At 70.1% G+C, this 26649-nt stretch carries 25 protein-coding genes and 1 tRNA gene; 11 read left to right on the plus strand and 15 right to left on the minus strand.

Annotated features, from left to right (window positions below):
* The first annotated feature begins 19 nt into the window (after positions 1 to 19).
* Genes ACIBJB_RS17390 through ACIBJB_RS17410 form a run of 5 tightly spaced genes read left to right on the plus strand, consistent with a single transcriptional unit; the run spans position 20 to position 3499 of the window.
* Complete coding sequence (locus tag ACIBJB_RS17390; protein ID WP_398931301.1) at positions 20 to 709, plus strand: class E sortase; 690 nt, start codon at positions 20 to 22, stop codon at positions 707 to 709.
* A gap of 16 nt (positions 710 to 725) precedes the next feature.
* Complete coding sequence (locus ACIBJB_RS17395; RefSeq protein ID WP_398931303.1) at positions 726 to 923, plus strand: hypothetical protein; 198 nt, start codon at positions 726 to 728, stop codon at positions 921 to 923.
* Positions 920 to 1558, plus strand: coding sequence for an aminodeoxychorismate/anthranilate synthase component II (locus tag ACIBJB_RS17400; RefSeq protein WP_007383306.1), 639 nt, complete (start codon positions 920 to 922; stop codon positions 1556 to 1558). Before ACIBJB_RS17395 ends, ACIBJB_RS17400 begins: the two co-directional genes overlap by 4 nt.
* Positions 1555 to 2748: a class E sortase gene (locus tag ACIBJB_RS17405; RefSeq protein WP_398931305.1), complete on the plus strand. Its 1194-nt coding sequence runs from the start codon at positions 1555 to 1557 to the stop codon at positions 2746 to 2748. Before ACIBJB_RS17400 ends, ACIBJB_RS17405 begins: the two co-directional genes overlap by 4 nt.
* 13 nt (positions 2749 to 2761) lie before the next feature.
* Entirely contained in the window at positions 2762 to 3499 is a 738-nt protein-coding gene (locus ACIBJB_RS17410; RefSeq protein ID WP_398931307.1) for a class E sortase, read from the plus strand.
* A 157-nt stretch (positions 3500 to 3656) separates the two neighbouring features.
* On the opposite strand, the gene pknB is transcribed toward ACIBJB_RS17410, so the two are convergent.
* The 6 genes from pknB to ACIBJB_RS17440 all read right to left on the minus strand — a co-directional run bounded on the left by pknB (position 3657) and on the right by ACIBJB_RS17440 (position 11840).
* A complete protein-coding gene (gene pknB, locus ACIBJB_RS17415; RefSeq protein ID WP_398931309.1) occupies positions 3657 to 5651 on the minus strand; it encodes a Stk1 family PASTA domain-containing Ser/Thr kinase in 1995 nt (664 codons plus the stop codon).
* A 169-nt stretch (positions 5652 to 5820) separates the two neighbouring features.
* Positions 5821 to 7293, minus strand: coding sequence for a peptidoglycan D,D-transpeptidase FtsI family protein (locus ACIBJB_RS17420; RefSeq protein ID WP_398931311.1), 1473 nt, complete (start codon positions 7291 to 7293; stop codon positions 5821 to 5823).
* Positions 7290 to 8744, minus strand: a complete 1455-nt coding sequence (locus ACIBJB_RS17425; RefSeq protein ID WP_398931313.1) for an FtsW/RodA/SpoVE family cell cycle protein — start codon at positions 8742 to 8744, stop codon at positions 7290 to 7292. The genes ACIBJB_RS17420 and ACIBJB_RS17425 overlap by 4 nt, the downstream gene beginning before the upstream one ends.
* Positions 8745 to 8771: 27 nt before the next feature.
* Positions 8772 to 10334, minus strand: a complete 1563-nt coding sequence (locus ACIBJB_RS17430; RefSeq protein WP_398931993.1) for a Stp1/IreP family PP2C-type Ser/Thr phosphatase — start codon at positions 10332 to 10334, stop codon at positions 8772 to 8774.
* 98 nt (positions 10335 to 10432) lie between these two features.
* Positions 10433 to 10945: an FHA domain-containing protein gene (locus tag ACIBJB_RS17435; protein ID WP_037707129.1), complete on the minus strand. Its 513-nt coding sequence runs from the start codon at positions 10943 to 10945 to the stop codon at positions 10433 to 10435.
* 10 nt (positions 10946 to 10955) lie between these two features.
* Positions 10956 to 11840, minus strand: a complete 885-nt coding sequence (locus ACIBJB_RS17440; RefSeq protein WP_398931315.1) for an FhaA domain-containing protein — start codon at positions 11838 to 11840, stop codon at positions 10956 to 10958.
* Between the two features lie 468 nt (positions 11841 to 12308).
* Here ACIBJB_RS17440 and ACIBJB_RS17445 point away from each other — a divergent pair.
* Positions 12309 to 12395: transfer RNA gene (locus tag ACIBJB_RS17445), tRNA-Leu, on the plus strand.
* A gap of 92 nt (positions 12396 to 12487) precedes the next feature.
* On the opposite strand, the gene ACIBJB_RS17450 is transcribed toward ACIBJB_RS17445, so the two are convergent.
* Positions 12488 to 15172: an FtsX-like permease family protein gene (locus ACIBJB_RS17450; RefSeq protein ID WP_398931317.1), complete on the minus strand. Its 2685-nt coding sequence runs from the start codon at positions 15170 to 15172 to the stop codon at positions 12488 to 12490.
* Positions 15166 to 16056: an ABC transporter ATP-binding protein gene (locus tag ACIBJB_RS17455; protein ID WP_398931319.1), complete on the minus strand. Its 891-nt coding sequence runs from the start codon at positions 16054 to 16056 to the stop codon at positions 15166 to 15168. Before ACIBJB_RS17455 ends, ACIBJB_RS17450 begins: the two co-directional genes overlap by 7 nt.
* Positions 16057 to 16284: 228 nt before the next feature.
* Here ACIBJB_RS17455 and ACIBJB_RS17460 point away from each other — a divergent pair, with 228 nt between their 5' ends.
* From ACIBJB_RS17460 to ACIBJB_RS17480, 5 genes are all read left to right on the plus strand, one after another.
* Positions 16285 to 17592, plus strand: a complete 1308-nt coding sequence (locus ACIBJB_RS17460) for a sensor histidine kinase (RefSeq protein ID WP_398931995.1) — start codon at positions 16285 to 16287, stop codon at positions 17590 to 17592.
* A complete protein-coding gene (locus ACIBJB_RS17465) occupies positions 17592 to 18224 on the plus strand; it encodes a response regulator (RefSeq protein ID WP_392761450.1) in 633 nt (210 codons plus the stop codon). Before ACIBJB_RS17460 ends, ACIBJB_RS17465 begins: the two co-directional genes overlap by 1 nt.
* A 127-nt stretch (positions 18225 to 18351) precedes the next feature.
* Positions 18352 to 19881 (plus strand): DUF2252 domain-containing protein, encoded by a 1530-nt coding sequence (locus tag ACIBJB_RS17470; RefSeq protein WP_398931321.1) that lies wholly within the window; start codon positions 18352 to 18354, stop codon positions 19879 to 19881.
* A gap of 150 nt (positions 19882 to 20031) precedes the next feature.
* Positions 20032 to 20847 carry a J domain-containing protein gene (locus tag ACIBJB_RS17475; RefSeq protein WP_398931323.1) on the plus strand — a complete coding sequence of 272 codons (816 nt, stop codon included), beginning with the start codon at positions 20032 to 20034 and terminating at the stop codon, positions 20845 to 20847.
* Between the two features lie 56 nt (positions 20848 to 20903).
* Positions 20904 to 21233 (plus strand): rhodanese-like domain-containing protein, encoded by a 330-nt coding sequence (locus ACIBJB_RS17480; protein ID WP_398931998.1) that lies wholly within the window; start codon positions 20904 to 20906, stop codon positions 21231 to 21233.
* A 38-nt stretch (positions 21234 to 21271) separates the two neighbouring features.
* Here ACIBJB_RS17480 and ACIBJB_RS17485 read toward each other — a convergent pair whose 3' ends face one another.
* From ACIBJB_RS17485 to paaA, 7 genes are all read right to left on the minus strand, one after another.
* Entirely contained in the window at positions 21272 to 21454 is a 183-nt protein-coding gene (locus ACIBJB_RS17485; RefSeq protein WP_398931325.1) for a hypothetical protein, read from the minus strand.
* A gap of 70 nt (positions 21455 to 21524) precedes the next feature.
* Entirely contained in the window at positions 21525 to 22667 is a 1143-nt protein-coding gene (locus ACIBJB_RS17490; RefSeq protein ID WP_398931327.1) for an acyl-CoA dehydrogenase family protein, read from the minus strand.
* A gap of 100 nt (positions 22668 to 22767) precedes the next feature.
* Entirely contained in the window at positions 22768 to 23826 is a 1059-nt protein-coding gene (locus tag ACIBJB_RS17495; protein ID WP_398931329.1) for a 2Fe-2S iron-sulfur cluster-binding protein, read from the minus strand.
* Positions 23826 to 24353, minus strand: coding sequence for a 1,2-phenylacetyl-CoA epoxidase subunit PaaD (gene paaD, locus ACIBJB_RS17500; RefSeq protein WP_398931331.1), 528 nt, complete (start codon positions 24351 to 24353; stop codon positions 23826 to 23828). Before paaD ends, ACIBJB_RS17495 begins: the two co-directional genes overlap by 1 nt.
* A complete protein-coding gene (gene paaC, locus ACIBJB_RS17505; protein ID WP_398931333.1) occupies positions 24347 to 25096 on the minus strand; it encodes a 1,2-phenylacetyl-CoA epoxidase subunit PaaC in 750 nt (249 codons plus the stop codon). The genes paaD and paaC overlap by 7 nt, the downstream gene beginning before the upstream one ends.
* Positions 25093 to 25380, minus strand: coding sequence for a 1,2-phenylacetyl-CoA epoxidase subunit PaaB (gene paaB, locus ACIBJB_RS17510; protein ID WP_020119451.1), 288 nt, complete (start codon positions 25378 to 25380; stop codon positions 25093 to 25095). Before paaB ends, paaC begins: the two co-directional genes overlap by 4 nt.
* Positions 25377 to 26387 (minus strand): 1,2-phenylacetyl-CoA epoxidase subunit PaaA, encoded by a 1011-nt coding sequence (gene paaA, locus ACIBJB_RS17515; RefSeq protein ID WP_398931336.1) that lies wholly within the window; start codon positions 26385 to 26387, stop codon positions 25377 to 25379. Before paaA ends, paaB begins: the two co-directional genes overlap by 4 nt.
* Positions 26388 to 26649 lie beyond the last annotated feature (262 nt).

Here is a 26649-nt window from a genome sequence, read left to right on the forward strand (position 1 = left end):
TGAGCCCCTGGAGCCGCCGGTGCGTGTCGTCGTCAGGACCGTCAGCGAGCTGTGCATCACCGTCGGCGCCCTGATCGTGTTGTTCGTCGCCTATGTGCTGTTCTGGACCGGTGTGAAGGCCGACACCGTCATGGACGACCAGATCGACCAGTTACAGAACCAGTGGTCCAAGGGGAGTGTGCAGCAGCCGAAGGTGACGGCCGGTGCCCCTGCGACTCCGGCGGAGCCGGCGCCGTACCGGAGTGGGCAGCCCTTCGCGATCATGTACATTCCGCGGCTTGGTTTCACGTGGAACAAGCCCGTGCTCGAAGGCACCCGGGTCGGCACCCTGAAGAAGGGCCTCGGCCACTACGCGAACACCGCGCAGCTGGGTCAGAAGGGCAACTTCTCGGTCGCCGGGCACCGGCGCACGTACGGGGATCCGTTCAAGGACTTCCCGAAGCTTCGGCGCGGTGACGCGGTCGTGCTGACCGACGGGACCACCTGGTTCACGTATCGGATCGACAAAGGGCCTTACAAAACAGTGCCCACCGACATTGAGGTGATCGATCCTGTGCCACGTAAATCCGGGTACACGCGGCCTGGCCGCTATCTCACGCTGACCACGTGCGATCCGGAGTGGGGACACAGTCACCGGCTGATCGTCTGGGCACACCTGGACTCCACACAGCCTGTGGAGGACGGCAAGCCTGGCGCCCTGCGCCGTTAGTCTGGTGCGGTACGGCGTGAGTGTGGTGCCGTGGTGCGACGGAAGGGACGGCATGTACGGCTGGATCTGGCGGCATCTGCCGGGGAACGCGTGGGCGAAGGCGTTCCTCTCACTCGTGCTGGTCGTTGCTGTGGTCTACGTCCTGTTCCAGTACGTGTTCCCGTGGGCCGAACCGCTGCTGCCCTTCAACGATGTGACGGTGGACAACCAGTGAGCGCGCGCATTCTCGTCGTCGACAACTACGACAGCTTCGTCTTCAACCTGGTCCAGTACCTCTACCAGCTGGGCGCGGAGTGCGAGGTGCTGCGCAACGACGAGGTGTCGACGGCGCACGCCCAGGACGGCTTCGACGGCGTCCTGCTCTCGCCCGGCCCCGGTACGCCGGAGGAGGCCGGGGTCTGCATCGAGATGGTGCGCCACTGTGCCGCGACGGGGGTGCCCGTCTTCGGCGTCTGCCTCGGCATGCAGTCGATGCAGGTGGCGTACGGCGGTGTCGTGGACCGCGCCCCCGAGCTGCTGCACGGCAAGACCTCCCTCGTCGAGCACGAGGGCAGGGGCGTCTTCGCCGGGCTGCCGACGCCGTTCACGGCGACCCGGTACCACTCCCTGGCCGCCGAGCCGGCGACGGTCCCGGCCGAGCTGGAGGTCACCGCGCGGACGCACGACGGGATCGTCATGGGGCTGAGGCACCGTGAGCTTCCGGTCGAGGGTGTGCAGTTCCACCCGGAGTCGGTGCTGACGGAGCACGGGCACCTGATGCTGGCCAACTGGCTGGTGGAGTGCGGGGACCAGGGCGCGGTGGCGAGGTCGGCGGGGCTCGCCCCGGTGGTGGGCAGGGCCACGGCGTGACGGCCCTGCGCCCCGAGCGTGAGGACTTGTACGGCGACGCGTCGTACGAGTCCTACGGCGGCGATCCCTACGGCGGGGAGTCCTTCGGCGGTGGTTCCTATGCCGAGGAGTCCTACGTCGCGGAGCCGCACGGCGCGGAGGCGCACGGCGCGGAGGCGCACGGCGCGGAGGCGCACGGCGCGGAGGCGCATGTCGGCAAGTCGTATGCCGAGGAGGCTTTCGGCGGGGCGCCTTCGGGCGGGGCGGCGGCGCCGTACGTACCACCGGCCGATGACGAGACGGTCGCGCTGCGGATTCCCGATTCGCCGCCGCCCTCCATACCCGCCTCTGAGGCCTCTTTCGTCACATCCGCCACTGGATCCCCACAGGGCGGCCGAGCGGCCCGCAGAAAGGCCGCCAAGGGCCGTCACGGGCGTCATGGTGGCGGAGCCGCCCCCGAATCGCAGTCCGAGCAGGAGTCGCCGGACGGCAAGCCGCTCTCCCGTGTCGAGGCCCGCCGACAGGCAAAGGCACGCAAACCCGGCGCGGCCGTCGTCGTGAGCCGTGCGCTCGGTGAGGTGTTCATCACCACCGGCGTGCTGATGCTGCTGTTCGTCAGTTACCAGCTGTGGTGGACCAATGTGCGGGCGCACGCGCAGGCGGACAAGGAGGCCAGCAGCCTCCAGAACGACTGGGCGAGAGGCAAGGGCGCGCCGGGCACCTTCGAGCCGGGCCAGGGCTTCGCCCTGCTGCACATCCCCAAGCTGGACGTGGTGGTGCCGATCGCCGAGGGCGTCAGCAACAAGAAGGTCCTCGACAAGGGCATGGTGGGGCACTACAGCGAGGGCGCGCTGAAGACGGCGATGCCCGACGCCAAGACCGGCAACTTCGCCCTCGCCGGGCACCGCAACACCCACGGCGAGCCCTTCCGTTACATCAACAAGCTCTCCCCGGGCGACGCGATCGTCGTCGAGACGCAGGACGACTACTTCGTCTACAAGATGACGTCGACGCTGCCGGTGACGGCTCCGAGCAACACGAGTGTGATCGACGCCATCCCCAAGGGATCCGGTTTCACCACGGCCGGCCGCTACATCACCCTCACCACGTGCACGCCGGAGTTCACCAGCAAGTACCGGTTGATCGTCTGGGGCAAGATGGTCGAGGAACGGCCGCGCAGCAAGGGCAAGCCGGATGCGCTCGTCCAGTAAGGGCAGATGACTAGTGGCAGCGACCACGGAACAAGAGCAGAACACCGGCACCCCGGCGCCGCGTCGCCGCGGCACCGGCCGGATCGCCATGGCGGTCAGCGTCTTCGGTGAACTCCTCATCACCGCGGGCCTGGTGCTCGGCCTGTTCGTCGTCTACTCGCTGTGGTGGACGAACGTCGTCGCGGACCGCGCGGCGGACAAACAGGCCGACAAGGTGCGCGACAGCTGGACCGAGCGGACCACCGGCGGTCCCGGTGCGCTGGACACCAAGAACGGCATCGGCTTCCTGCACGTCCCCGCGATGAAGAACGGCGAGGTCCTGGTCGAGAAGGGCACCTCGACGAAGATCCTCAACGACGGCGTCGCCGGCTACTACACCGACCCCGTCAAGGCCACGCTCCCCACCAGCGGCAAGAAGGGCAACTTCTCCCTCGCCGCCCACCGCGACGGCCACGGCGCGAAGTTCCACAACATCGACAAGCTCAAAAAAGGCGACGCGATCGTCTTCGAGACCAAGGACGAGTGGTACATCTACAAGGCCTACGCCGTTCTCGCCGAGACCTCGAAGTACAACGTCAAGGTCCTGGGCCAGATCCCCAAGGAGTCCGGCAAGAAGAAGGCCGGCCACTACATCACGCTGACGACGTGCACGCCGGTGTACACCTCGCGGTACCGGTATGTGGTGTGGGGCGAGCTGGTCCGCACGGAGAAGGTGGACAGCGAGCGGACGCTGCCGAAGGAACTGCGGTGACTTCAGGGCCTCAGGGGTGAAGGGGCAGGTCGCCACGTAGAGGGCCACATCTGCGTTGTGGAGAGAACCTTCGCACGCGCCAGCGGGTCGCCATGACAAAGCCCCGGCGCCCTGTAATAGGCGTCGGGGCTTGTCTTGTGTGGAGTTCTCCGTGCGGCTAGCCGGTTCCGCCTCCGAAGAAGCCTCCGCCGTTGTTGCCGCCGTTGCCGTTGCCGTTGCCGACGCCCACGGTGGCCAGGGTGATCGGGGTGTTGGCCGGGTCGTCGACCTCGTTGCCCGCGTTCGGGTTCTGCTGGGCCACGATGGCGGTGTCGCTCTGGTCGCTGCCGTTCGCGAACTGGATGTTCGTGAAGCCGGCGTTGTTGAGGATCTGCCTGGCCTGGGCGACCGTCTGGCTGACGACGTTCGGGACCTCGGTCTTGTCCTTCGGCTTGCCGATCTGGATGTTGACCGGCGAGTTCTTGTCGGCCTGGGTGCCGGCCTGCGGCACGGTCGAGATGACCTTGCCGATCTGGTTGGTGTCGTCGGTCTCCACCTCGGTGCAGTTGCCGACGAGGTCGTTCGCCTGCATCTGTGCCTTGGCATCGTCACAGGACTGGCCGGTGACGTCCGGGACCGTGGACTTCTCCTCGGCCTTGGCGATGGTGAGGGTGATGGTGGAACCCTTCTCCACCTCCGCGCCCAGCACTGGGTCCTGCTTGAGGACGGTGCCCGCCTTCTCGGCGGACTCCTGCTGCTTGGTCTTGACGACGAACTCGTACTTGTCGCTCTCCAGCGTCTCCGTGGCGTCGTCGACGTCCTGGCCGAGGACACTGGGGACCGCCACCTTCGGCGCCCCGGTGGACACCACGAGGTTGACGGCGGAGTTCTTGTCGACCTTGGTGCCGGGCGTCGGGGTCTGCTCGCAGATGTTGCCCTTGGCCGTGTTCTCACACGCCTTCTGCGTGACGTCACCGACCTTGAGATCGACGTTGCCCAGCTGTTTGGTGGCGTCGACCTTCGACTGGTTGACGACGTTCGGCACGGCCACCTGGTCGTTGCCCGCACCACCGCCGCTGAAGATCCACTTGCCGATCAGGATCGCGCCGACGAGCACCAGGATGCCCGCCACCACCAGCAGGATCGTCGAGGTGTTCGACTTCTTCTGGCGGCGCCGGTCGGGGCGGTCGTCGTAGCCGAAGCCACCGTCGTCCCCGTTCATCGGCGGCAGCATGGTGGTGGCGCCCGCGTCGGCGCGCAGGGCCGTGGTCGGCTGGTCGTCCGGGTAGCCGCCGTAGCCCACCGAGCCCATCGCCGCGGTGGCTGCGACCGGCTGGCCGTCGAGGCAGGCCTCGATGTCGGCGCGCATCTCGTCGGCCGACTGGTAGCGGTAGTTCGGGTCCTTGACCAGGGCCCTGAGGACGATGGCGTCCATCTCGGGCGTGATCTCCGGGTCGAACACCGACGGGGGCTGCGCCTCCTCGCGTACGTGCTGGTACGCGACGGCCACCGGGGAGTCGCCCACGAAGGGCGGACGGACCGTCAGCAGTTCGTAGAGGAGACAGCCGGTGGAGTAGAGGTCCGACCTCGCGTCGACCTGCTCGCCCTTCGCCTGCTCCGGCGAGAGGTACTGGGCGGTGCCGATGACCGCGGAGGTCTGCGTCATCGTCATGCCGGAGTCGCCCATGGCGCGGGCGATGCCGAAGTCCATCACCTTGACCTGGCCGTTGCGCGTGAGCATCACGTTCGCCGGCTTGATGTCCCGGTGGACGATGCCGCTGCGGTGGGAGTACTCCAGTGCCTGGAGGATCCCGATGGTCATCTCCAGGGAGCGCTCCGGCAGCAGCTTGCGGCCGGAGTGCAGCAGTTCGCGGAGCGTGGAGCCGTCGACGTACTCCATGACGATGTACGGGATCGAGACCCCGTCGATGTAGTCCTCGCCCGTGTCGTAGACCGCCACGATCGCGGGATGGTTGAGCGAGGCGGCCGACTGGGCCTCCCGGCGGAACCGGGCCTGGAAGGACGGATCACGCGCGAGGTCCGCGCGCAGCGTCTTCACCGCCACCGTGCGGCCGAGGCGCGTGTCCATGGCGAGGTAGACCTCCGCCATGCCACCACGGCCGAGCACCTGGCCCAGCTCGTACCGGCCGCCGAGGCGACGCGGCTCTTCCATAGCTTCCTACCAGCCCTCTCCGTCGGTCCCGACCGGCACGTGTGTGCCGTCGGAGGCTGCACTCCGGGCCTACCGTACCCGGCTAGCTTTGTGTGACCTGGCCAAGTGCGTCACCCGATACAGGACCGGTATCGCAACGTGCACCGATGTGAAGGCGACGTGAGCGGGGTCACTTCTTGGAGTCGATGACCGCCTCCATGACGCTCTTGGCGATGGGGGCGGCGAGACCGCTGCCGGAGATGTTCTCGCGGACCGCGTTGTCGTCCTGGACGACCACGGCCACGGCGACCGGTGCGCTGTCGCCGACCTTGGCGTAGGAGATGAACCAGGCGTACGGGTTCTTGCTGTTGTTCTCGCCGTGCTGGGCGGTACCGGTCTTGCCGCCGACGGTGACGCCCTGGATCTGGGCCGTCGTGCCGGTGCCCTCCTTGACGACCGTCTCCATCATCGACTGGAGGATCTGCGCGTTCTCCGCCGACAGCGGCTCGCTCATCTTCTCCGGCTCGGTCTTCTCGAGGGTGTCCAGGTTCGGGGCCTGGAGGGAGTCGACCATGTACGGCTTCATCAGGGTGCCGTTGTTGGCGACGGCCGAGGCGACCATGGCCATCTGGAGCGGGGTCGCGGCGGTGTTGTACTGGCCGATGGAGGACAGCGCGGTCTGCGAGGGGTTCATGTCGTCGGAGAAGACCGGTGCGCTGGAGCGGACCGGAGTGAACTGCTCCTCGGTGAAGCCGAACTTCTTGGCCTCTTCGAGCATCTTGTCGTTGCCGAGGTCGGAGCCGACCTTGCCGAAGACGGTGTTGCAGGAGTACCGGAGCGCTTGCCGCAGGGTGGCGTTCTTGCAGGGGATGTTGCCCTCGTTCTTCAGCGGGGTCGTGGTGCCCGGCATGGTCCAGGGCAGCGGGGAGTCGGTCTGCTCGTCGGCCGACTTGTACAGGCCGTTCTCCAGCGCGGCGGCCGCGGTGACGACCTTGAAGGTGGAGCCGGGCGGGTAGACCTCGCGCAGCGCCCGGTTGAGCATCGGGTCGTCGGGGTTGTTCTTCTTGTCGAGCTTCTTCCACGCCTCGGCGTCCGAGTCGCTGCCGCCGGCGATCGTCGAGGGGTCGTACGACGGGTAGGAGGCCAGCGCCAGGATCTTGCCGGTGGACGGCTCGATGGCGGCGACCGCGCCCTTGCCCCCCTGCTTCTTCAGACCGTCGTAGGCGGCCTTCTGTGCGGCGGTGCTCAGGGTGGTGACGACGTTGCCGCCCTCCTTCGGCTTGCCGGTGAGCATGTCGAGGGTGTTGCGGAAGAAGAGCCGGTCGTCGTTGCCGGTGAGGATGCCGTCCTCGATGGACTCCAGCTGGGTGGCGCCGTAGGACTGTGAGACGAAGCCGGTGACCGGCGCCCACATGGCGCCGTTCTTGTAGGTGCGCTTGTACTTGAAGTCGCCCGACGTCGTCTCCGCGTGCCCGGTGATGGACTTGCCGTCGACGATGATGTCGCCGCGGGGAGTGGCGTACCGCGCGATGAGCACACGGCGGTTGTCCGTGTCCTCCCTGAGGGTGTCGGCCTTGACGTACTGGAGCCAGTTGTCGCGGACGAGCAGGGCCAGGACCAGGAGGCCGCAGAAGATCGCGATCCGGCGCAGGGGCTTGTTCATGACGGGCGGACCACCTGGGTCATCTCGGCGTCGGGGCTGGGGGCGGGGGCGGGTGCCGGGCGGCGTGCGGTGTCGCTGATTCTGATCAGGATGCCGATCAGGGCCCAGTTGGCGATGACGGAGGAGCCGCCGTACGCCAGGAAGGGCATCGTCATACCGGTCAGCGGGATCAGGCCCATCACACCGCCGGCCACCACGAAGACCTGGAGCGCGAAGGCGCCGGACAGGCCGATGGCGAGCAGCTTGCCGAAGGGATCGCGGGCGGCGAGGGCGGTGCGTACGCCGCGCTCCACGATCAGCCCGTAGATCAGCAGGATCGCCATGAGGCCGGCCAGGCCCAGCTCCTCGCCGAAGGTGGCGAGGATGAAGTCGGAGTTGGCGGCGAAGCGGATCAGCTCGGAGTGGCCCTGTCCCCAGCCGGTGCCGAGGGTGCCGCCGGAGCCGAAGGCCCACAGGGCCTGCATGGCCTGCTCGGAGTGGACGAGGCCGTCGTTGCTGCCGTTGCGACTGAGCAGGTACTCGTGCATCGGGTTGAGCCAGGCCTGGACACGGGTCTGGACGTGCGGCTCGAAGCTGGCCACGCCGACGGCGCCGGCCGCGGACATCAGCAGACCGAAGACGATCCAGCTGGTCCGCTCGGTGGCGACGTACAGCATGATGATGAACATTCCGAAGAACAGCAGCGAGGTACCGAGGTCGGTCTCGAAGACCAGGATGAGGATCGACATCATCCAGACGACGATGATCGGACCGAGGTCCCGGCCGCGCGGCAGGTACAGGCCCATGAAGCGGCGGCTGGCGAGCGCGAGGGCGTCCCTCTTGACCATGAGGTAGCCGGCGAAGAACACCGCGAGGACGATCTTGGCGAACTCGCCGGGCTGGATGGTGAAGCTGCCGACCTGGATCCAGATCTTGGCGCCGTAGGTGATGTTGGCGCCGAGGCCCGGGACCAGCGGGAGGAGCAGCAGGACCAGGGCGCCGACCATGGAGATGTAGGTGTAGCGCTGCAGGACGCGGTGGTCCTTGAGGAAGACCAGGACGACGGCGAACAGGGCGATGCCCATCGCCGTGTAGATCAGCTGGTTGGTGGCCTTGCCGCCGGCGACGTGGATCTGCTGGAGCAGCTTGGACTGGTCGAGGCGCCAGATCGCCACGAGCCCGAGGCCGTTGAGCAGGGTGGCCAGGGGCAGCATCAGCGGGTCCGCGTACGGGGCGAACTTGCGGACGACGAGATGGGCGACGCCGGCCAGCAGACCGAGGCCCAGGCCGTAGCTCAGCAGCCCGGTGGGGACCTCGTCGTTGATGGCCAGGCCCACGTTGGCGTAGGCGAAGACCGGGATGAGGACGGCGAACACCAGCAGCGCCAGCTCGGTGTTGCGGCGGCTCGGTGCGCCGATCGCGCCGATCGTGGACGTGTGATGCGTCGACGTGTTCGAAGTACTGCTGCTCATCGTGTGACAGGGCCTCTCACGGCGTGCCTACTGCGTACCGCAGTTCCCGACGACCTGCTTCTCCTCGTCCGAGAGGGTGGGGCCGGGGGTGGGAGTGGGCGTCGGGGATGCGGAAGCGTTCGGGGACGGGGAGGTCGTGCTCGTCGGGGTCGGTGTGGCCTTGGACGTCAGGGAGGACTGAGTGGTTCCCGTGGTGCCGCCGGCCTGGCCCTCGCCCGTCTTGGAGTTCTTCTCGCTCTCCTTGGCCTGCGCCTCGGCCTGCTTCTTGCATGCGGAGGCCTGGACGCCCAGTTCGTCGATCTTCTTCTGGGCCGTCTTCAGGTCGCCCTCGGCGATGGTGCCCTCGACCGACTTCTGCTGGTACGGCGGCAGGTACTTGAGTTCGATCTCGGGGTGGTCCTTGGACACCTTCGAGAGCGAGACCCACGCCAGGTCCTGGCTGATGCCGCGGTACAGCGCCACGTGCTCGTCGTTGACGCCGACGTAGTACTGGGTCTGCGTCCAGCGCCAGCCGCCGTAGAGGCCACCGCCGATGACGGCGAGCGCGAGGACCGAGTAGAACGATCTCTTCAGCCACTTGCGGCCCTTGCGGGGTTTGACGAAGTCGTCGTCGGAGTAGTCGCCGAAGCTGCCCGCGGGGGTGTAGCCGGTGGTGTCGGAGGAGCCGGGATGGCCGTACTCGCCGCCGCCCTGCCCGTGGCCCTGGCGGCCGAGCCCGGAGGCGCGGCCCGCGGGGGTCTGCATGATGTTGTTGTCGTGCAGCTGGTGCTGGTTCTCGGCGACCGCGCCGACCACGACCGGGGTGTCGGAGAGCTGCCCGGCGAGGGTGTCCCCGGTGTCCAGGTCGAGGACGTCCGCGACGATGACCGTGATGTTGTCGGGGCCGCCGCCCCGCAGTGCCAGCTGGATGAGCTCCTGCACGGTCTCCTGGGGGCCCTGGTAGCTGGCGAGGGTGTCCTCGAGCGTCTGGTGGGAGACGACGCCGGACAGACCGTCGGAGCAGATCAGGTAGCGGTCGCCGGCGCGGACCTCGCGGATGGAGAGGTCGGGCTCGACGTGTTCGCCGCTGCCCAAGGCCCGCATCAGCAGGGAGCGTTGGGGGTGGGTGGTGGCCTCTTCCTCGGTGATGCGGCCCTCGTCGACCAGGCGCTGCACCCAGGTGTGGTCCTGGGTGATCTGGGTGAGGACACCGTCGCGCAGCAGGTACGCGCGCGAGTCGCCGACGTGCACGAGGCCGAGCCGCTGGCCCGTCCACAGCAGAGCGGTCAGCGTGGTCCCCATGCCTTCGAGCTGGGGGTCCTCCTCGACCATGGAGCGCAGCTGGTCGTTGGCGCGCTGGACGGCCACGCCGAGCGAGGTGAGGACGTCGGAGCCGGGCACGTCGTCGTCGAGGGCGACGATGGTGGAGATGGCCTCGGAGGAGGCGACCTCGCCGGCGGCGGCGCCGCCCATGCCGTCGGCGATGGCGAGCAGGCGGGGACCGGCGTATCCGGAGTCCTCGTTGCCCTCCCGGATCATGCCTTTGTGCGATCCGGCGGCGAAGCGCAGTGACAGACTCATGCGCACCTCGCCCGTCGGCTCCGGGTACATCCGCACGGTGCCCACCCTCCGGTCGGGAGCGCGCCGGGGCCCGGGGTGGGGGCCCACACCGTGTGCTCGCTCCGCTCGCGCCTATTCATGATGTAGCACTACTTCCGCAGCTCGATGACGGTCTTGCCGATGCGGATCGCCGCGCCCAGCGGAATCGGTGTCGGGGTCGTCAGCCGCGTTCGGTCGAGATACGTGCCGTTGGTGGAGCCCAGGTCCTCGACGATCCACTGACCGTCGCGGTCCGGGTAGATCCTGGCATGTCGGCTGGAGGCGTAGTCGTCGTCCAGCACGATGGTGCTGTCGTGCGCCCGGCCGAGCGTGATGGTCTGGCCTTGAAGGGCCACGGTGGTGCCGGTGAGGGTGCCCTCGGACACGACCAGCTTGGTGGGTGCGTTACGGCGCTGGCGGCCGCCTGCGGCCGGCTGCTGGCGCTGCTGCGGAGGCGCCTGCCGCTGGGCCTGCTGGGCCCGGCCTGCCTCCCGGCGCGAGCCGCGCTGGGTGACACGCGTACCGAACAGGTCGCTGCGGATGACCTGCACGGCCACGATCACGAACAGCCACAGTACGGCCAGGAAACCCAGCCGCATGACCGTGAGGGTCAGCTCTGACATTGCCCCCGCTTCACCCTTCGGCTTGCCGGTAAATGATGGTGGTACTGCCCACGACGATCCGCGAGCCGTCGCGGAGCGTAGCGCGGGTGGTGTGCTGCCCGTCCACCACGATGCCGTTGGTGGACCCGAGATCCTGGATCGTCGAGGGCGTTCCGGTCCGGATCTCACAGTGCCGGCGTGAGACGCCGGGGTCGTCGATCCGCACGTCGGCTTCGGTGCTGCGGCCCAGCACCAGCGTTGCGCGGGAGATCTGATGGCGGGTGCCGTTGATCTCGATCCAGTGGCGGGTACGGGAGCCCGGCGGGGGCGCGCCGACCGGGCCGCCGGCGCCGGGGCGCTGGGCCTGGGCCGGCTGCGGATAGCCGTAGCCGCCGGGGGCGCCACGGCCGGGAGGCGGCGCGGCCGGCATGGGTGGAGCACCTGCCGGAGCGGCCGGCGGGTAGCCGTAACCGCCGGCTCCCGCGCCCGGCACGGCGGGCCGGGCGGCCGGGGCCGCGGTTCCGGGGGCCTGCTGGTCGGTGGAGCCGGCGAGCGTACGGCTGCGCACCCGGTACAGACCGGTGTCGAGGTCGTCCGCCTTCTCCAGGTTGACCTTGATCGGGCCCATGAAGGTGTAGCGCTGCTGCTTGGCGTAGTCGCGCACCATGCCGGCGAGCTCGTCGCCGAGCTGGCCCGAGTAGGGGCTGAGCCGCTCGAAGTCCGGCGTGCTCAGCTCCACGATGAAGTCATTGGGTACGACCGTGCGGTCGCGGTTCCAGATGGTGGCGTTGTTGTCGCACTCCCGCTGGAGCGCGCCCGCGATCTCCACGGGCTGCACCTCGGACTTGAACACCTTGGCGAAGGTGCCGTTGACCAGACCTTCGAGACGCTGCTCGAACTTCTTCAGGACTCCCATGAGGCACCTCCTCCGTCCTTGCCGTCCTGGGCACTGCTCTGTGTACTGCTTACCTGGTACTGCTTACTGATCGTATCCACGCGCCGGTGAATCGGCTGGTTCCCCCTGTCGGCACTGTCGACGGGTGTCGACGCCTCCGAAGTTCCCTGTGGAGCTCCACTTCGAACTCCGCTGTCGAACTCCTCTGTCAAGGATCGTAGAGGCGGCCGCAGACCAGTGTCCCGCACCTGACTGTGGAGCCCGACCGGCTCCTGGGGAGACAGGCCCTACCGGTACGAGGTTGATACGTGAACAAGCACAGGTTGAAACGTGGCCGACGGCACCCGGGTTCGGTGGACCGCTTCGGAACCCGCTGGTGGGCGGCTGCCCCCGGTTATGGGATGTGAATCCACCTCCTCCACCGTGCTAATGTTCTGCGTGTCGGAAGGCGCCGCACCGCAAGGCGAGGGGCCCGAGGACACACCCAATGCGCGGGTGGCGGAATAGGCAGACGCGCTGGATTCAGGTTCCAGTGCCCGAAAGGGCGTGGGGGTTCAACTCCCCCCTCGCGCACCACTGGAAGCCCCCCAGGTCCTGGACCTGGGGGGCTTTTTGGTGCCCGTCCGAGAGGGTCGGGTGGTGGCACGGCTCACGCTGTGAGGTCGCTCTCACTCGCTCGTACCGGCCAGTTCGACCGCGCTGCGGCGCATCGCCCAGGCGGCCGGGGCGACCGAGAACACCACGGCGAGGACCGCGCAGGCTCCGGTGACCGTGGCGAGCTCCGGCCAGGGGATCCGCATCGGTCCGTGCACCGACAGCAGTCCCAGCGCGCCCCGCATCCCGGCCAGATTGATCGCGGTGACCAGCAGCCCGAGCAGCCCGCCCACCGCCACGACGGTCAGCGCCTCGGCGCCGACCAGCCGCAGCACTTGTCGGCGGGTGGCCCCGGCCAGGCGGAGGACGGCCAGGTCGCGTACCCGGTCCGAGGCCGCCATGACCATCGTGTTGGCCAGGGCGATCCCGGTGTAGAGCAGGGCGATGCCGAGGACCAGGAGGAAGCCGTACCTGGTGTTCCGGTCGGTCCCGGGGTGACTCGCCCGCACCCACTGGTCCCTGGTGAAAACGTGCCCGCCCGTCCTGCGCAGTGCGTCGGCCACTACCGCGGGGTCGGCACCGGGGAAGAGGGTGACGTCCACGCGGTCGACGTGTGCGCCGGGGGCGTTGGCCGGGGTGACGTAGACGCCGTTGTCGCCGGTGCCGGTCGTCATGACCGCGGCGATCCGCAACGACGTCCTGGTGCCGTCACCGAGCCATACGTCCACGGTCTGCCCGACGGTGTGCCGCTCCCACTCCTCGTTGACGATGATCGACCCGTCGTCGAGGTCGCTCACCTTTCCGGCGGCCAGGGGGAGGTCCGTGGTCGCGGCGAGCGGTGCGGGCTCGGCGGCACGGGCCTCGGACCTGATGAGGGCCACGCCGTCCTCCAGGACGTAGACGGCGCTCGACGAGGTCGCGGAGGCTGTGGTGCCGGGGATCGTGCGGAGCTGCTGGAGTGTCCGCGCGTCGAAGGCTGTGTACTCGGTGGGGATGGTGTCCGCGGCGGGACCGGAGTCTCCGTCGACGCCTGGGTTCCCGGCGGGGTCCTTGCTCCCGGTAGGGCCGGTGTTGCCAGTAGCGCCGCTGCTCCGGGTAGGGCCGGTGTTGCCAGTAGCGCCGCTGCTCCGGGTAGGGCCGGTGTTGCCAGTAGCGCCGCTGCTCCGGGTAGGGCCGGTGTTCCCAGGAGCGCCGTTGCTCGCGGTCGGGTCGGTGTTCCCGGCTGGGACGACCACGAAGTCGGCCGTGGTCCGCTCGCGCGCCTCGGTGGCCTTGGCGTCGTTCAGCGTGGCGGTCGCGCCCAGGAGTGAACCCGTGAGGGCGACGGTGATCAGGACAGGCGCCGCGACGGCTGCCGTACGGCGGACTCCCGCGGCGGCGTTCTCCCGCACCAGCATCCCGCCCGCACCCGGCAGTTGGGCCGGCAGCCAGGCGATCAGCCGGGTCAGCGGACGCACCAGGGCCGGCGCGAGCAACGCGACCGCGGTGATCAGCAGCATCGGACGGCTGACGTAGGTCTTGCGGTGCAGCAGCTCGCCCGGGTCGGTGACCAGGGACAGGGCCAGCGTCACCATGGCGGCCAGCAGCAGTCCGGCCCCGCACAGCAGGCGGCCCCGGGGCATCGCCCTCGCGTCCACGGAGGCCTCGCGCAGTGCTTGGGTGGGACCGATGCGGCCGGACCGCCAGGACGCGGCGATCACACCGAGCAGCGCGACGAGCAGACCTGTCCAAAAGGCCATGTGGTACGGCCACTTGGAGTCGCCGATGGTGAACCAGCCCGGTGCGAGGCCGACGTCGACCGCCCACTCCGCGAGTCGCGGTGCCCCGTACCCACCGAGCACACAGCCGGTGGCCGAGGCGATGACACCCACCAGTAGTGCCTCCGCGCACACCGTCCGGCGGATCTGGCCGGGCGTGGCTCCCGCTGTGCGCAGCAGGCCGAACTCCCGGCGCCGCTGGGCGACCGCGAAGGCGAAGGTGGACGCCACGACGAACACCGACACGAAGGCGGTCACGCCGCCGGCGGTGCCGAACAGGGCGTTCATGGCGGTGAGCGCCTCCCGGTCGCGGTCCGGGTCGGGGTCGGCGAGATGGCGGGCGTTGCCGGTCAGGATGTGGACGGACGCGCCTTTCGCTGCCTCTCGCACGTCGGTCGCGTCTGCCTCCACCACGAGCTGCGTGCTCTTCTGGGACAGCTCGGCGGCGCGGGCATCGGTGTAGAAGACGGGGTTCTCGAAGCCGAGTGAGGAGACGGTGCCGACGACTGTCACGGTGCCGTGGCGGGTGTGCAGCCGCTGTCCTGGGCGCGCCCAGTCGGCGGTGACGACTTCGTCGAGGGCGCGGGGGGCTCGGCCCGCCGTGATCTCGTACGGGGCGAAGGCGGCGGTGGACCAGGGGTGACCGATGAGGCCGCGGGGGCCGCTTTCGGTGTGTACGGGGAAGGAGCGGTCCGCAATGACGGTGCCGAGTTTCATCAGCTTGGACACGGTCGCTTCGGGCACCGCACGGGGGTGGGCGAGCTTGCGTGTTTCACGTGAAACATGGGCACCGATCGAGGTCGGCACGCTCAAGGTGTTCTGGCCCTGGACCACCACCGGTGCTGTGGCGAACCGCTCGGGCCGGCTCTCCGGTGCGTCCAGTGACGAGGCGAGGGTCAGGCCCATCACGGCGAGCAGGGCGACGCCGAGGGAGAGGGCGACGAAGGTGCCCAAGAAGGTCGACCAGCGGGTGCGGAGTGTGTGGAGGGCGATGGTCAGCACGGTTGGCCCTCCGGGCGGGGCTCGGTTCCGGGTGTGGGGCGGGGCGCGGGAAGGGTGGTCCGCCGGGCCGGTGGGGTGTCCTCCAACTCGGCCAGGTGCGTGGCGATGTCGTGGGTGTCTGCTCCGACGAGCTCGCCGTTGAGCCGGCCGTCGACGAGGAAGACCACGCGGTCGGCATGGGCCGCGGCCACCGGGTCGTGGGTGACCATGACCACCGTCTGGCTCTCGCGGTCGACCATGGAGCGCAGCAGGGTCAGTACTTCGCGGCCGGTCCGGGAGTCGAGGGCGCCGGTCGGTTCGTCGCCGAAGAGGACCTCGGGGCGGGTGACCAGGGCGCGGGCCAGGGCCACGCGCTGCTGTTGGCCGCCGGACAGCTCGGTGGGCCGGTGCCGGGCGCGGTTACCGAGGCCGACCTGCTGAAGTACCTCGCGGATCCGGGTCTTCGGTACGCGTCGGCCGGCCAGCCTGAGAGGCAGGGCGACGTTCTGCTCCGCGGTGAGCGACGGCAGAAGATTGAACGCCTGGAAGACGAACCCGACGCGCTCACGCCGCAGCAGGGTCAGTCTGTTCTCGCTGAGTGTCGTGAGCTCGGTGCCGCCCATGGTGACCGAGCCCGAGGTCGGCCGGTCCAGGCCCGCGGCGCACTGCAGCAGGGTCGACTTGCCGGATCCGGAGGGGCCCATGACGGCGGTGAAGGTGCCGCGGGGGAAGGCGAGGGTGACGTCGTCGAGTGCGGTCACGGTGGTGTCGTCGGGGGAGATGCGTCTGCTGTTGCTGTTGTTATTGCTGTTGTGTGTCGAGCGGTGTGCCCTGCTGTAGGTCCTGCCGGATGTCCTGCCGTACGTCCTGCTGACGGATCGCAGGCTGATGGCGTCGGTGGTCATGGATCCCCCGGTTGTCGGTGGCGTTCCCTGCATCGGGTCCGGTGTCGTCCCCGCTGCCGGCTTCGGTGGCTCCACGAAACCGTTCGCAGGTGCCTCGGCGCAGTGCGGCGGGACCGAGACCTGGGGTAGGGCCGGCCATACCCCGACTCCTCCGTCCAGGGCCATGGCCCCGCCCCGCGCCACGCTTCTACGGTGATCCGCATGCATCCTCGGAATGTGTGGCAGGCCATGTCCCGGCCGGGTTTTCTGCTGTCGGCGTGGCCCTGGCGCGCAGTCGGTTATCTGCTGACCGGTGCGGCGGCGGGAGTGGTCGCGCTGGTGGGGACCGTGACGCTGGCGGTGCTCGGCGGGGCGCTCACCCCCGTACTCGTGGGGCTGCCGTTGCTCGTCATGCTGGCGCTGTCCGGTGTCGCCGTCGCCCGGCTGGAACGGCGACGACTGCGCCTGGTCGACGCGGACCCGGTGTCCGATCCGCACCGGGCGCCCGCCGCCACAGGGCTGTGGGCCTGGCTGACGACGCGGCTGAAGGAGCAGGTGACCTGGCGTGAGTTCGGGTACACCCTGCTGTTCGCCGGGCTGCTCTGGCCGATCGACGCCCTCGCGATCACGGTCGCCCTGCTCTGTCCGGTCTCCCTGGCCGCCGCCCCGCTGCTGATGGCCACGGTCGGGGACGGCCGGGAGGCGAAGGTGCTCAAGCAGTGGACGGTCACCACGTGGCCCGCGGCCTTCGGGATGGCCCTCCTCGGGCTCGTGCTCCTGGCCTTGGGCCTGTACGCGCTGGGCGTCATGGCGGGCGCCCGGGCCGGGCTGACGCGGCTGCTGATCGCCTCGCGCGACGGCGAGCTGGATGCCAGGGTGGTCGAACTGAGCCGTTCCCGCGCGCGGTTGGTGGACGCCTTCGAGGCGGAGCGCAGGCGCATCGAACGCGATCTGCACGACGGCGCCCAACAGCGCCTGGTCGCCCTGACGATGACCCTCGGTCTCGCCCGTCTCGACACCCCGGCCGGACCGCTCGCCGACCAGCTCTCCAAGGCCCACGACGAGGCGGGGAAGGCACTGGCCGAACTGCGCGAGCTCATTCAGGGCATCCATCCCAAGGTCCTCGCGGACTACGGCCTGACCGCAGCCGTCGCCGATGTCGCGGACCGCTCCGTCGTCCCGGTCGACGTCGATCTGTCGGTGCCGGGACGGCTGGATCATGCGGTGGAGGCGGCCGCCTACTTCGTGGTCTGCGAGGCCCTGGCCAACGTCGCCAAGCACAGTGGGGCGGGCCGGGCCGAGGTCCGCGGCGGACTCTCCCGCGGGCGGCTGGTGCTGGAGGTGCGGGACGACGGCCGCGGCGGCGCCGACGCCTCGGAGGGCAGCGGGCTGACCGGACTGGCCGACCGGGTGTCGGTCCTGGATGGCACACTCTCCCTGTCCAGTCCGCCGGGCGGTCCGACCCTGTTGCGTGTGGAGTTCCCTTGCGAGGTGACCGAGTTGGCCGAGGCGCGCGGGACGAGCGGGGTGAGGGTGGAGGTGGATCGCTCCGTGTAGTGCTGGCCGAGGACAGCGTGCTGCTGCGCGAAGGGCTCATCGGCCTGCTCGGCCGCTGCGGGCACGAGGTCGTCGCGGCGGTCGGTGACGCCGAGGCACTCCTTGCCGCAGTCGAGGAGCACAGCCCGGACATCGTCGTGACGGACGTCCGTATGCCGCCCGGTTTCCAGGACGAGGGGCTGCACGCGGCGGTCCGCCTGCGCGAGCGGCGCCCCGGTCTGCCGGTGCTGGTCCTCAGCCAGTACGTGCAGCGGGAGTACGCCTCCGAACTCCTCGACTCCGGAGACGGAACGGGCGTCGGCTATCTGCTCAAGGACCGGGTCGGCCAGGTCGAGCAGTTCGTCGACGCCCTGTGCGAGGTCGCGGACGGCGGCACCGTCGTGGACCCCGAAGTCGTACGGCAGCTGCTGCGCCGCCGCCGCGATCCGCTGGAGCGGCTCACCCCACGTGAACGAGAGGTGCTCGCACTGATCGCGGAGGGCAGGTCCAACGCGGCGATCGCGCGGGAACTGGTGGTGTCCGAGGCGGCGGTCGGCAAGCACATCGGCGGCATCCTGACGAAGCTGGACCTGCCGCCGGCGGAGGAGACACATCGGCGGGTGCTGGCAGTGCTGGCGTACTTGCGGGCGTGAGAGTTGTGCGGGGCTGGCGTGAGAGTCGTGCGGGGCTGCGTCCTTCCTCCAGGGTTTTCCACAGGCGTGGAGTTGTCCACAGGGTCTGACGCGTTTCGGCTGGTGGTTGTACGGTCGGCACAAGTTGATGTTCTTGCGAGTCACGGGGGAGGCGGTCGGTGTGACCGAGGCAGGTGTGGAGACGACGGCCGGGGCGCAGGCCGGTGAGTGGGCCGATGCGGGGAAGGCGTCGGTCTCGGCGTCGGCGTCGGCCGAACCGGTTGCCGGCACGGCCCGGAGGCGGCCCCTGGTGCGCGGCTTCGCCCAGTGGCCCGTCGAGGGCTCGCCCAAGAAGCAGGGCAAGGCGCTGCGGGAGAGCGTCCCGCGCAGTGCCCATGCCGCGCTCGACCTCGACATCTCCCGCCCCGGCGCGGTCAGCGCGGTCGAGGAGTCGAGCCGGGGCCGCATCCCCGAACTCACACCGATCCGGGTGGGCCGGATGGCGGCCACGCCGTTCGCCTTCCTGCGCGGCTCGGCGGGCCTCATGGCGTACGACCTGGCCCGTACCCCGATGACCAGGATCCGCGCCCAGATCTGCGGCGACGCGCACGCGGCGAACTTCGGCCTGTACGGCGACGCCCGAGGCGACCTGGTCATCGACCTGAACGACTTCGACGAGACGGTGTACGGCCCCTGGGAGTGGGACCTCAAGCGGCTCGCCGCCTCCCTCGTCCTCGCGGGCCGGGAGATCGGCGCCGACGAGGACACCTGCCGCGCGGCGGCGCACGGGGCGGTGGGCGCCTACCGGCGCACCATGCGGCTGCTGGCCAAACTTCCGGTGCTGGACGCGTGGAACGCGATCGCTGACGAGGAACTCGTCTCCCACACCGACGCCCATGACCTGGTCGGCACGCTGGAGCGGGTCTCGGAGAAGGCGCGGGCCAACACCAGCGGGCGCTTCGCGGCGAGGGCGACGGAGCTGACCGAGGACGGCGGCCGGCGCTTCGTGGACGCCCCGCCGGTGCTGCGCCGGGTGCCGGACGCGGAGGCCGCGGCGGTGGCCGCTTCCCTGGAGCACTACCTGACCACGCTCTCCGAGGACCGCCATCCGCTGCTGGCCCGCCATGCGGTGCACGACGTGGCGTTCCGCGTCGTCGGCACGGGCAGCGTGGGCACCCGCTCCTACGTCGTCCTGCTGCTGGACCACCGCGGTGAACCGCTGGTCCTCCAGGTCAAGGAGGCGAGGGCCTCGGCGCTCGTGCCCCATCTGGTCACCGCGGGCTTCGAGGCCCCGTCGGTGGACCACGAGGGCCGCCGGGTGGTCCTGGGCCAGAAGCGGATGCAGGTCGTCAGCGACATCCTGCTGGGCTGGACGACCGTCGAGGACCGCCCCTTCCAGGTCCGCCAGTTCCGCAACCGCAAGGGAAGCGTCGACCCGGCCGCCCTCTCCGCCGACCAGATAGACGACTACGGCCGTATGACCGGCGCCCTCCTGGCCCGCGCCCACTCCCACAGCGCCGACCCGCGCCTCATCTCCGGCTACTGCGGCAAGAACGACGAACTCGACGAGGCCATCGCCACCTTCGCCGTCACCTACGCCGACCGCACGGAGGCGGACCACGCGGACCTGCTGGCGGGGATCCGGTCGGGGAGGGTGGCGGCGGAAACGGGGGTGTGAGGAGGCCGGCGCACTGGGTGGGCGTGGCTGTCCCTGCTCAGCGGCTCGGGGGAACTGCGCGACCAGCCGCCATCGCCTGCACCCCGCCCGACAACCCGCACCGGCACATCCGATGGCGCCCGGCCCCGCCGGCGCGGCTACGCTGTTCGGATGACGTCCCCGGAAGCCGACCCCCACGGCACAGAAGCCGCAGGCACCGCGCGGTTGGAGCGTGCCGTACGGGCCGCCGAGCAGGCGCTCATCGAGTACGAGATCGCGGTGGACACCTTCCGTATCGAGGTGGAGAACTTCTCCCGCCTGCACCACCAGAAGCTCGGCCCCATGTACACCCGCCTCGACGAGCTGGACGCGCAGATCGCGGAGGTCAGGGCCGCCCGCACCGGAGATCCCGAGGACCTGCGCAAGGCTGACGAGGCCCGTGCCCGGGTGATGCCGATGCCCGGCGTCGAAGAGCTGTTCCACGGCTGGATGGACGGGGCGGGCCTGTTCCCCGAGGCCGAGGCGATGCTCACGGACCAGCCGGTGCGGCCACCGCAGCGGGTGCGCCCCAGCGACGAGGCCCGCAAGCTCTACCGCGAGCTCGCCCGCAAGGCCCACCCGGACCTCGCCCAGGACGAAACCGAGCGGGCGCGACGCGAGGAGTTCATCACCCGGGTCAACGCGGCCTACTCCCGTGGGGACGAGCCACTCCTGCGGGAACTGTCCGAGGAGTGGGCCGCCGGGCCGAAGCCCCCGGAGCAGGGTCCCACCCCCAGCGAAGAGCTCTACGCCCGTCTCGAATGGCTCGCCCAGCGCAAGGAACTGCTCTCCGTGGTCGCGCGGGAGCTGGAGGAGAGCGCGATCGGTTCGATGCTCCGGATGGCGCCGGACGACCCGGACCGCCTCCTGGAGGAGATCGCCGAGAAGCTCCTGACCGATGTCTCCACACGCGAGGCGGAGCTCGCGGAGCTGCTCGCACAGGAGTGACCGGCCGCGTCCCCAGGGCGTCGGGTAGCGTCGGCCTCATGAATTTCGGTGCTGGTGTGCCCACGGTCCAGGTCACGGATCTCAAGGACGGCGATTTCCTGCTGGACGTCCGCGAGGACGACGAATGGCAGGCGGGTCACGCCGAAGGGGCGCTGCACATCCCCATCAGTGAGTTCGTGGCCCGCTACGGCGAGCTGACCGAGGCCGCCCCGCAGGACGGCCGCGTCCACGTGATCTGCCGGTCCGGCGGCCGCTCGGCCCAGGTCACGATGTACCTGGCCCAGCAGGGCGTCGACGCCGTGAACGTCGACGGCGGCATGCAGCTGTGGGCCGAGGCGGGCCGCCCCGTGGTGACGGACGACGGCCGGCCGGGCTTCGTGCTCTAGGGCAACCTGGCCTTCGGCGGTCCCGGGAGAGCGGACGCTCAGTCGTCTCCGCCGCTCGGGTTGCGGTCGTAACGGCTCGCGCGGCGGGTCAGTTCGCCCGCCGCGAGGGTCGCGGCGGACACCGCGCGCGTCCAGCGAGGGCCGCCCCGGGCCGCCCACCAGACGCAGACGCATCCCCCGATGGTGAGCACGAGGATGCAGGACAGGGCGAGCACCATCATGCTCGGCCTCCTTCCGTCGGTGCGGTTCCGTCATCCTCTCAGTCGCCGATCAAGGGCCCCGCGGTTTCGCCTATCCCAGAGAATGCGCCGCCAGCAGATCCCCCAACGCCTCCTCGTGCGCCGCCGCCGGGCCCAGCGACAGCTCCAGATGCTTGGCCCAGGCGTGGTAGCGGTGCAGGGGGTAGTCGACGTCGGCGCCGAACCCGCCGTGCAGATGCTGTGCCGTCTGCACCACCCGCCGTACGCCCTCGGAGGCCCAGATCTTCGCCACGGCGACGTCCCCCGCGACCGGCAGCGTGCCCCGTGCTCCCGAAGCGATCCGCCAAGCGGCCTGCCACAGCGTGACCTCCATCGCGCGCAGGTCGATGTAACGGTCGGCGGCCTGCACGGCGACCGCCTGGAAGGTGGCCACCGGGAACCCGAACTGCTCCCGCTTGCTGGTGTACTCGCTGCTCATCCGCAGCACCCGCTCGCCCAGACCGAGCGCCAGCGCACACGTCCCCGTGGTCAGCAGATCCCGCAGCCACTCCCACGCGCCCTCGACGTCGATCACGTCCCGCGCGGCGATGCGCGCCGACTCCAGCCGCAGCTCGCCCAGCCGCTCCCCGCTGGTGGAGAACTGCTCGGCCCGGGCGACCCCGTCATGGACTCGGGGGACCAGCGCGAGGACGGTCCGGTCCGTGGCCGTGTGGGCGGGGACGACGACGTAGTCCGCGTCGTACGCCCACGGCACCGCCGTCTGTACGCCGTCCAGGATCCAGTCGGCCCCCTCCCCTTCCTCCTGCCGTGCGGTGACGGCGAGTTCGGCCGGGTCGTGGCCGGTGCGGCCGCTCGCGGCGACGGTCAGCACGATCTCCCCGCGCCCGGCCCGCTCCAGCAGCTCCGCCCTCAACTCCGGCCCGCCGTACGCCTGGACGGCTGCCATGGCCGCACTGTTCTCCAGCAGCGGCACCCGCGGCAGCACCTTCGCCGACTCGCGCAGCGCCAGGCACAGCGCGACGGCGTCCAGGCCCGCCCCGCCGTACTCCTGGGCCGACAGCAGGCTCAGCAGATCCGCGTCGGCGAGCCTGGCCCACAGCGCGCGGTCGAACTCGTCGGCCACGGCACCCGTGGTCAGCGCCGGAGACGGCACCGCGTCCGGCGCGACATCGGCGAACACCCCCCGCGCCGCCTCGGCCGCCGCCTGCTGCTCCTCGCTGAAGGTGAAGTCCACGGTCCCTGTCCTTCCGACGGGTCGGCAGATCGGGTCAGCTGATCTGACGGTCCGTCAAGATAGAACAGGTTCTAGAAGAAGGGAACGGGCTCCCCCCGACCTACCTGTCGAAGTCCAGCTCCACCTTCTCCGTCACCGGATGCGACTGGCACGCCAGTACATAGCCCGCCTGCGTCTCCTCGGGCTCCAGCGCGAAGTTGCGGTCCATGCGTACCTCTCCGGAGACCAGGAAGGCGCGGCAGGTGCCGCACACCCCGCCCTTGCAGGCGTAGGGCGCGTCGGACCGGTTGCGCAGCACCGTCTCCAGAAGCGACTCGCCGTCCTGGACGGGCCAGCTGCCGCCACGTCCGTCGAGCCGGGCGGTCACCGTACTGTGCGCGGGCGCGGGGACCGTCTGGGCCGGGGCAGCCCCCGCGTCCACATGGAAGATCTCCTCGTGGATACGGGTACGGGCGACCCCGAGCTCCCGCAGCGCCTTCTCCGCGCCCTGCACCAGTCCGAACGGTCCGCACAGGAACCACCCCGCCACCCGGTCCACCGGCAGCAGCGCCGGCAGCAAGCCGGTCAGCCGCTCCCGGTCGAGCCGCCCGGACGGCAGCCCCGCCTGCTGCTCCTCCCGGGAGAGCACGGTGACCAGCTGGAAGCGCTCGGGGTGGCGGTCCTTCAGGTCGGCGACCTCCTCCAGGAACATCGTGGACGCGGAGGTGCGGTCGCTGCGGATCAGGCAGAACCGGGCCCCGGGCTCGCGCGCCAGCAGCGTCGCCACGATCGACAGCACCGGGGTGATGCCACTGCCGCCGACGATCGCCGCGTACAGGCCGGGCGCCGGGTCGAGGGTGAACCGGCCCGCCGGCGTCATCACCTCCAGCTCGTCACCGACGTTGATCTCCTTGAGCGCGTACGTCGAGAAGGCCCCGCCCTCCACCAGTCGCACACCGACCCGCAGTTCGCGAGGTCCCTCTGCGTCGGGTGCCGGGGAGCAGATCGAATAGGTCCGGCGTATCTCCTGGCCGTCGGTCGTGCGGCGCAGGGCGAGATGCTGGCCGGCGGCGTGCCGGTACTCCTCGCGCAGCTCGGGCGGCACGGTGAGGGTCAGGGCCACGGAGTCGTCGGTGAGCCGGTCGACCGCGGCCACCGGGAGCGGGTGGAAGCGGGCCATCACAACTCCTTGAAGTGGTCGAACGGTTCACGGCAGTCCAGGCACCGGCGCAGCGCCTTGCACGCGGTGGAGGAGAACCGGCTGAGCAGCTCGGTGTCGGCGGAACCGCAGTGCGGGCACAGGACGGCCTCGGCCGCCGATTCGAGCTTCCGCGTCGGCCCGAGCCCCACCGTGACCGGCCCGGCCGTCGCCGCGACGCGGGGCGGCGCTATGCCGAACTCCCGCAGCTTGCGGCGCCCTTCGGCCGTGATGTCGTCGGTCGACCAGGCGGGCGCGAGCACCGTGCGGACGGTGACCTCCCGCACGCCGTGTTCCTGCAGCACCCGCTCTATGTCCAGGGACATCGCCTCGATCGCCGGGCAGCCGGTGTACGTCGGGGTCAGCTCGACCTCGACCGAGTCCGCGCCTCGGACATGCACCGCGCGCAGCACACCGAGCTCGCGCAGGGTGAGCACGGGCAGTTCGGGGTCGGGCACCGAACCGGCGAGCGCGAACAGCTCGGTCTCCAGCGGGGTGAGCGTCACCATGACGCCCCCGGGTGACTGCGGTGCAGATGCTGCATCTCGGCGAGCATCCGCCCGAAGGACTCGGTGTGCAGGCCCTGTCGTCCCGCCCCGGCGGCCCACGCGCCCGTGCGCGGCCCATCGGGCACGGTCAGGGTGGCCCGGCGCAGGACCTCCCCCACGGACGCGAGCCAGGCCGCCTCCAGGCGCTTCCAGTCGACGTCCGCTCCCTCCAACGGCTGGAACATCTCGCCGGTGAACCGCCACAGCGCCTCGCACGCCCGCCGGGTCCGCTCGTGACTCTCCTCGGTGCCGTCGCCGAGCCGCAGGCTCCACTGCTCGGCGTGGTCGCGGTGGTAGGCGACCTCCTTGACGGCCTTCGCGGCGAGCGGGGCGAAGGGGCCGTCGCCCGCGGCCAGTTCGGCGTAGAGCAGGTGCTGGTAGGTGGAGAAGTAGAGCTGGCGGACGATGGTGTGGGCGAAGTCGCCGTTCTGCTGCTCCACCAGCTGGAGGTTGCGGAAGGCGCGCTCCTCGCGCAGATACGCCAGTTCGTCCTCGTCGCCGGCCATGGACAGCAGCAGCCGGGCCTGGCCGAGCAGGTCCAGGGCGATGTTGGCGAGGGCTACCTCCTCCTCCAGGACGGGGGCGTGGCCCGCCCACTCGCCCAGGCGGTGCGAGAGCACCAGTGCGTCGTCGCCGAGGGCCAGGGCGGCCGCGGTGGGAACCGGGGAGGGTGCGGGAGCAGCCGTCGTCTCAGGTGTGCTCACAGGTGCTTCACCCCCTCCGGGATCTCGTAGAACGTCGGGTGCCGGTACGGCTTGTCGGCGGACGGCTCGAAGAACGGGTCCTTCTCGTCGGGCGAGGAAGCAGTGATCGCGGACGAGGGGACCACCCAGATCGACACGCCCTCGCCGCGCCGGGTGTACAGATCACGTGCGTTGCGCAGGGCGAGCTCCGCGTCCGGGGCGTGCAGGCTGCCGGCGTGGGTGTGCGAGAGGCCGCGGCGCGAGCGCACGAAAACCTCCCACAGGGGCCAGTCGGTGTTCGTCATGCGCGCGTCGCTCCTGTCTCGCCGGTGTGCTTCGCCGCGTAGGCCGCGGCTGCCTCCCGCACCCAGGCGCCCTCTTCGTGCGCCTGCCGGCGCTGGGTGATCCGCTGTTCGTTGCACGGTCCGTTGCCCTTCAGGACCTCCCGGAACTCCGTCCAGTCGATCGGGCCGAAGTCGTGGTGCCCGCGCTCCTCGTTCCACCGCAGGTCCGGGTCGGGGAGTGTGAGGCCCAAGGACTCGGCCTGGGGAACGCAGATGTCGACGAAGCGCTGCCGCAGCTCGTCGTTGGAATGACGCTTGATCTTCCAGGCCATCGACTGTGCGGAGTGCGCGGACTCGTCGTCGGGTGGGCCGAACATCATCAGGGACGGCCACCACCAGCGGTCCACCGCGTCCTGGGCCATCGCGTGCTGCTCGGGCGTGCCCTTGCTCAGGGCCAGCAGCAGCTCGTACCCCTGGCGCTGGTGGAAGGACTCCTCCTTGCAGATGCGGACCATCGCTCGCGCGTACGGGCCGTAGGAGCAGCGGCACAGCGGGACCTGGTTGGTGATCGCGGCGCCGTCGACCAGCCAGCCGATCGCGCCGACGTCCGCCCAGGTCAGGGTCGGGTAGTTGAAGATCGAGGAGTACTTCTGGCGGCCGGAGTGGAGCTTGTCGAGGAGCTCGTCGCGGCCGGTGCCGAGGGTTTCCGCCGCGCTGTAGAGGTAGAGGCCGTGCCCCGCCTCGTCCTGGACCTTGGCCATCAGGATGGCCTTGCGGCGCAGGGAGGGCGCGCGGGTGATCCAGTTCGCCTCCGGCTGCATGCCGATGATCTCGGAGTGGGCGTGCTGCGCGATCTGGCGGACAAGGGTCGCGCGGTAGGCGTCGGGCATCCAGTCGCGCGGCTCGATGCGCTCGTCGGCGGCCACGGCTGCGTCGAAGTCGCTCTCGTACGCGGCTGTGTCGGCGACGGCGCCCTGACCGCCGTACGTCTGTGTGCTCACCGTCTGGTGCACGGCTGCTGTCGCCATGAGGCCCCCTCGACCTGGACTCCGCCGGAACCTGCTCCCGACCGATCGTTCGGTTCATGCGATTCCATGGTGTGCCGGGCGCCGTAAGGTGTCAACCGCTGTGGAAAACCCACCAAGCTCCCTGTGGAAAACCTGGGCGGTAGTGAGAACGGCCACGGCGGGGCCGGTCGGAAGGGGCTGTGCGGGGAGGTCGGGCCTGAGTACCGTGCCGGTGCGAGCCGCGGCGAAGTGGGTGCGGGCGTCGGCCACCGGCCGCTGCGGC

It is taken from the genome of Streptomyces sp. NPDC050759 (genome assembly GCF_044456945.1).
GTDB lineage: Bacteria > Actinomycetota > Actinomycetes > Streptomycetales > Streptomycetaceae > Streptomyces.

Excerpts from the sequence above, each read along its gene's own strand:
- pknB (WP_398931309.1), bottom strand. The coding sequence starts at position 5,651 with ATGGAAGAGCCGCGTCGCCTCGGCGGCCGGTACGAGCTGGGCCAGGTG.
- ACIBJB_RS17420 (WP_398931311.1), bottom strand. The coding sequence starts at position 7,293 with ATGAACAAGCCCCTGCGCCGGATCGCGATCTTCTGCGGCCTCCTGGTC.
- ACIBJB_RS17425 (WP_398931313.1), bottom strand. The coding sequence starts at position 8,744 with ATGAGCAGCAGTACTTCGAACACGTCGACGCATCACACGTCCACGATC.
- ACIBJB_RS17430 (WP_398931993.1), bottom strand. The coding sequence starts at position 10,334 with ATGTACCCGGAGCCGACGGGCGAGGTGCGCATGAGTCTGTCACTGCGC.
- ACIBJB_RS17435 (WP_037707129.1), bottom strand. The coding sequence starts at position 10,945 with ATGTCAGAGCTGACCCTCACGGTCATGCGGCTGGGTTTCCTGGCCGTA.
- ACIBJB_RS17440 (WP_398931315.1), bottom strand. The coding sequence starts at position 11,840 with ATGGGAGTCCTGAAGAAGTTCGAGCAGCGTCTCGAAGGTCTGGTCAAC.
- ACIBJB_RS17455 (WP_398931319.1), bottom strand. The coding sequence starts at position 16,056 with ATGACCACCGACGCCATCAGCCTGCGATCCGTCAGCAGGACGTACGGC.
- ACIBJB_RS17460 (WP_398931995.1), top strand. The coding sequence starts at position 16,285 with ATGTCCCGGCCGGGTTTTCTGCTGTCGGCGTGGCCCTGGCGCGCAGTC.
- ACIBJB_RS17470 (WP_398931321.1), top strand. The coding sequence starts at position 18,352 with ATGTTCTTGCGAGTCACGGGGGAGGCGGTCGGTGTGACCGAGGCAGGT.
- ACIBJB_RS17475 (WP_398931323.1), top strand. The coding sequence starts at position 20,032 with ATGACGTCCCCGGAAGCCGACCCCCACGGCACAGAAGCCGCAGGCACC.
- ACIBJB_RS17485 (WP_398931325.1), bottom strand. The coding sequence starts at position 21,454 with ATGATGGTGCTCGCCCTGTCCTGCATCCTCGTGCTCACCATCGGGGGA.
- ACIBJB_RS17495 (WP_398931329.1), bottom strand. The coding sequence starts at position 23,826 with ATGGCCCGCTTCCACCCGCTCCCGGTGGCCGCGGTCGACCGGCTCACC.
- paaD (WP_398931331.1), bottom strand. The coding sequence starts at position 24,353 with ATGGTGACGCTCACCCCGCTGGAGACCGAGCTGTTCGCGCTCGCCGGT.
- paaB (WP_020119451.1), bottom strand. The coding sequence starts at position 25,380 with ATGACGAACACCGACTGGCCCCTGTGGGAGGTTTTCGTGCGCTCGCGC.
- paaA (WP_398931336.1), bottom strand. The coding sequence starts at position 26,387 with ATGGCGACAGCAGCCGTGCACCAGACGGTGAGCACACAGACGTACGGC.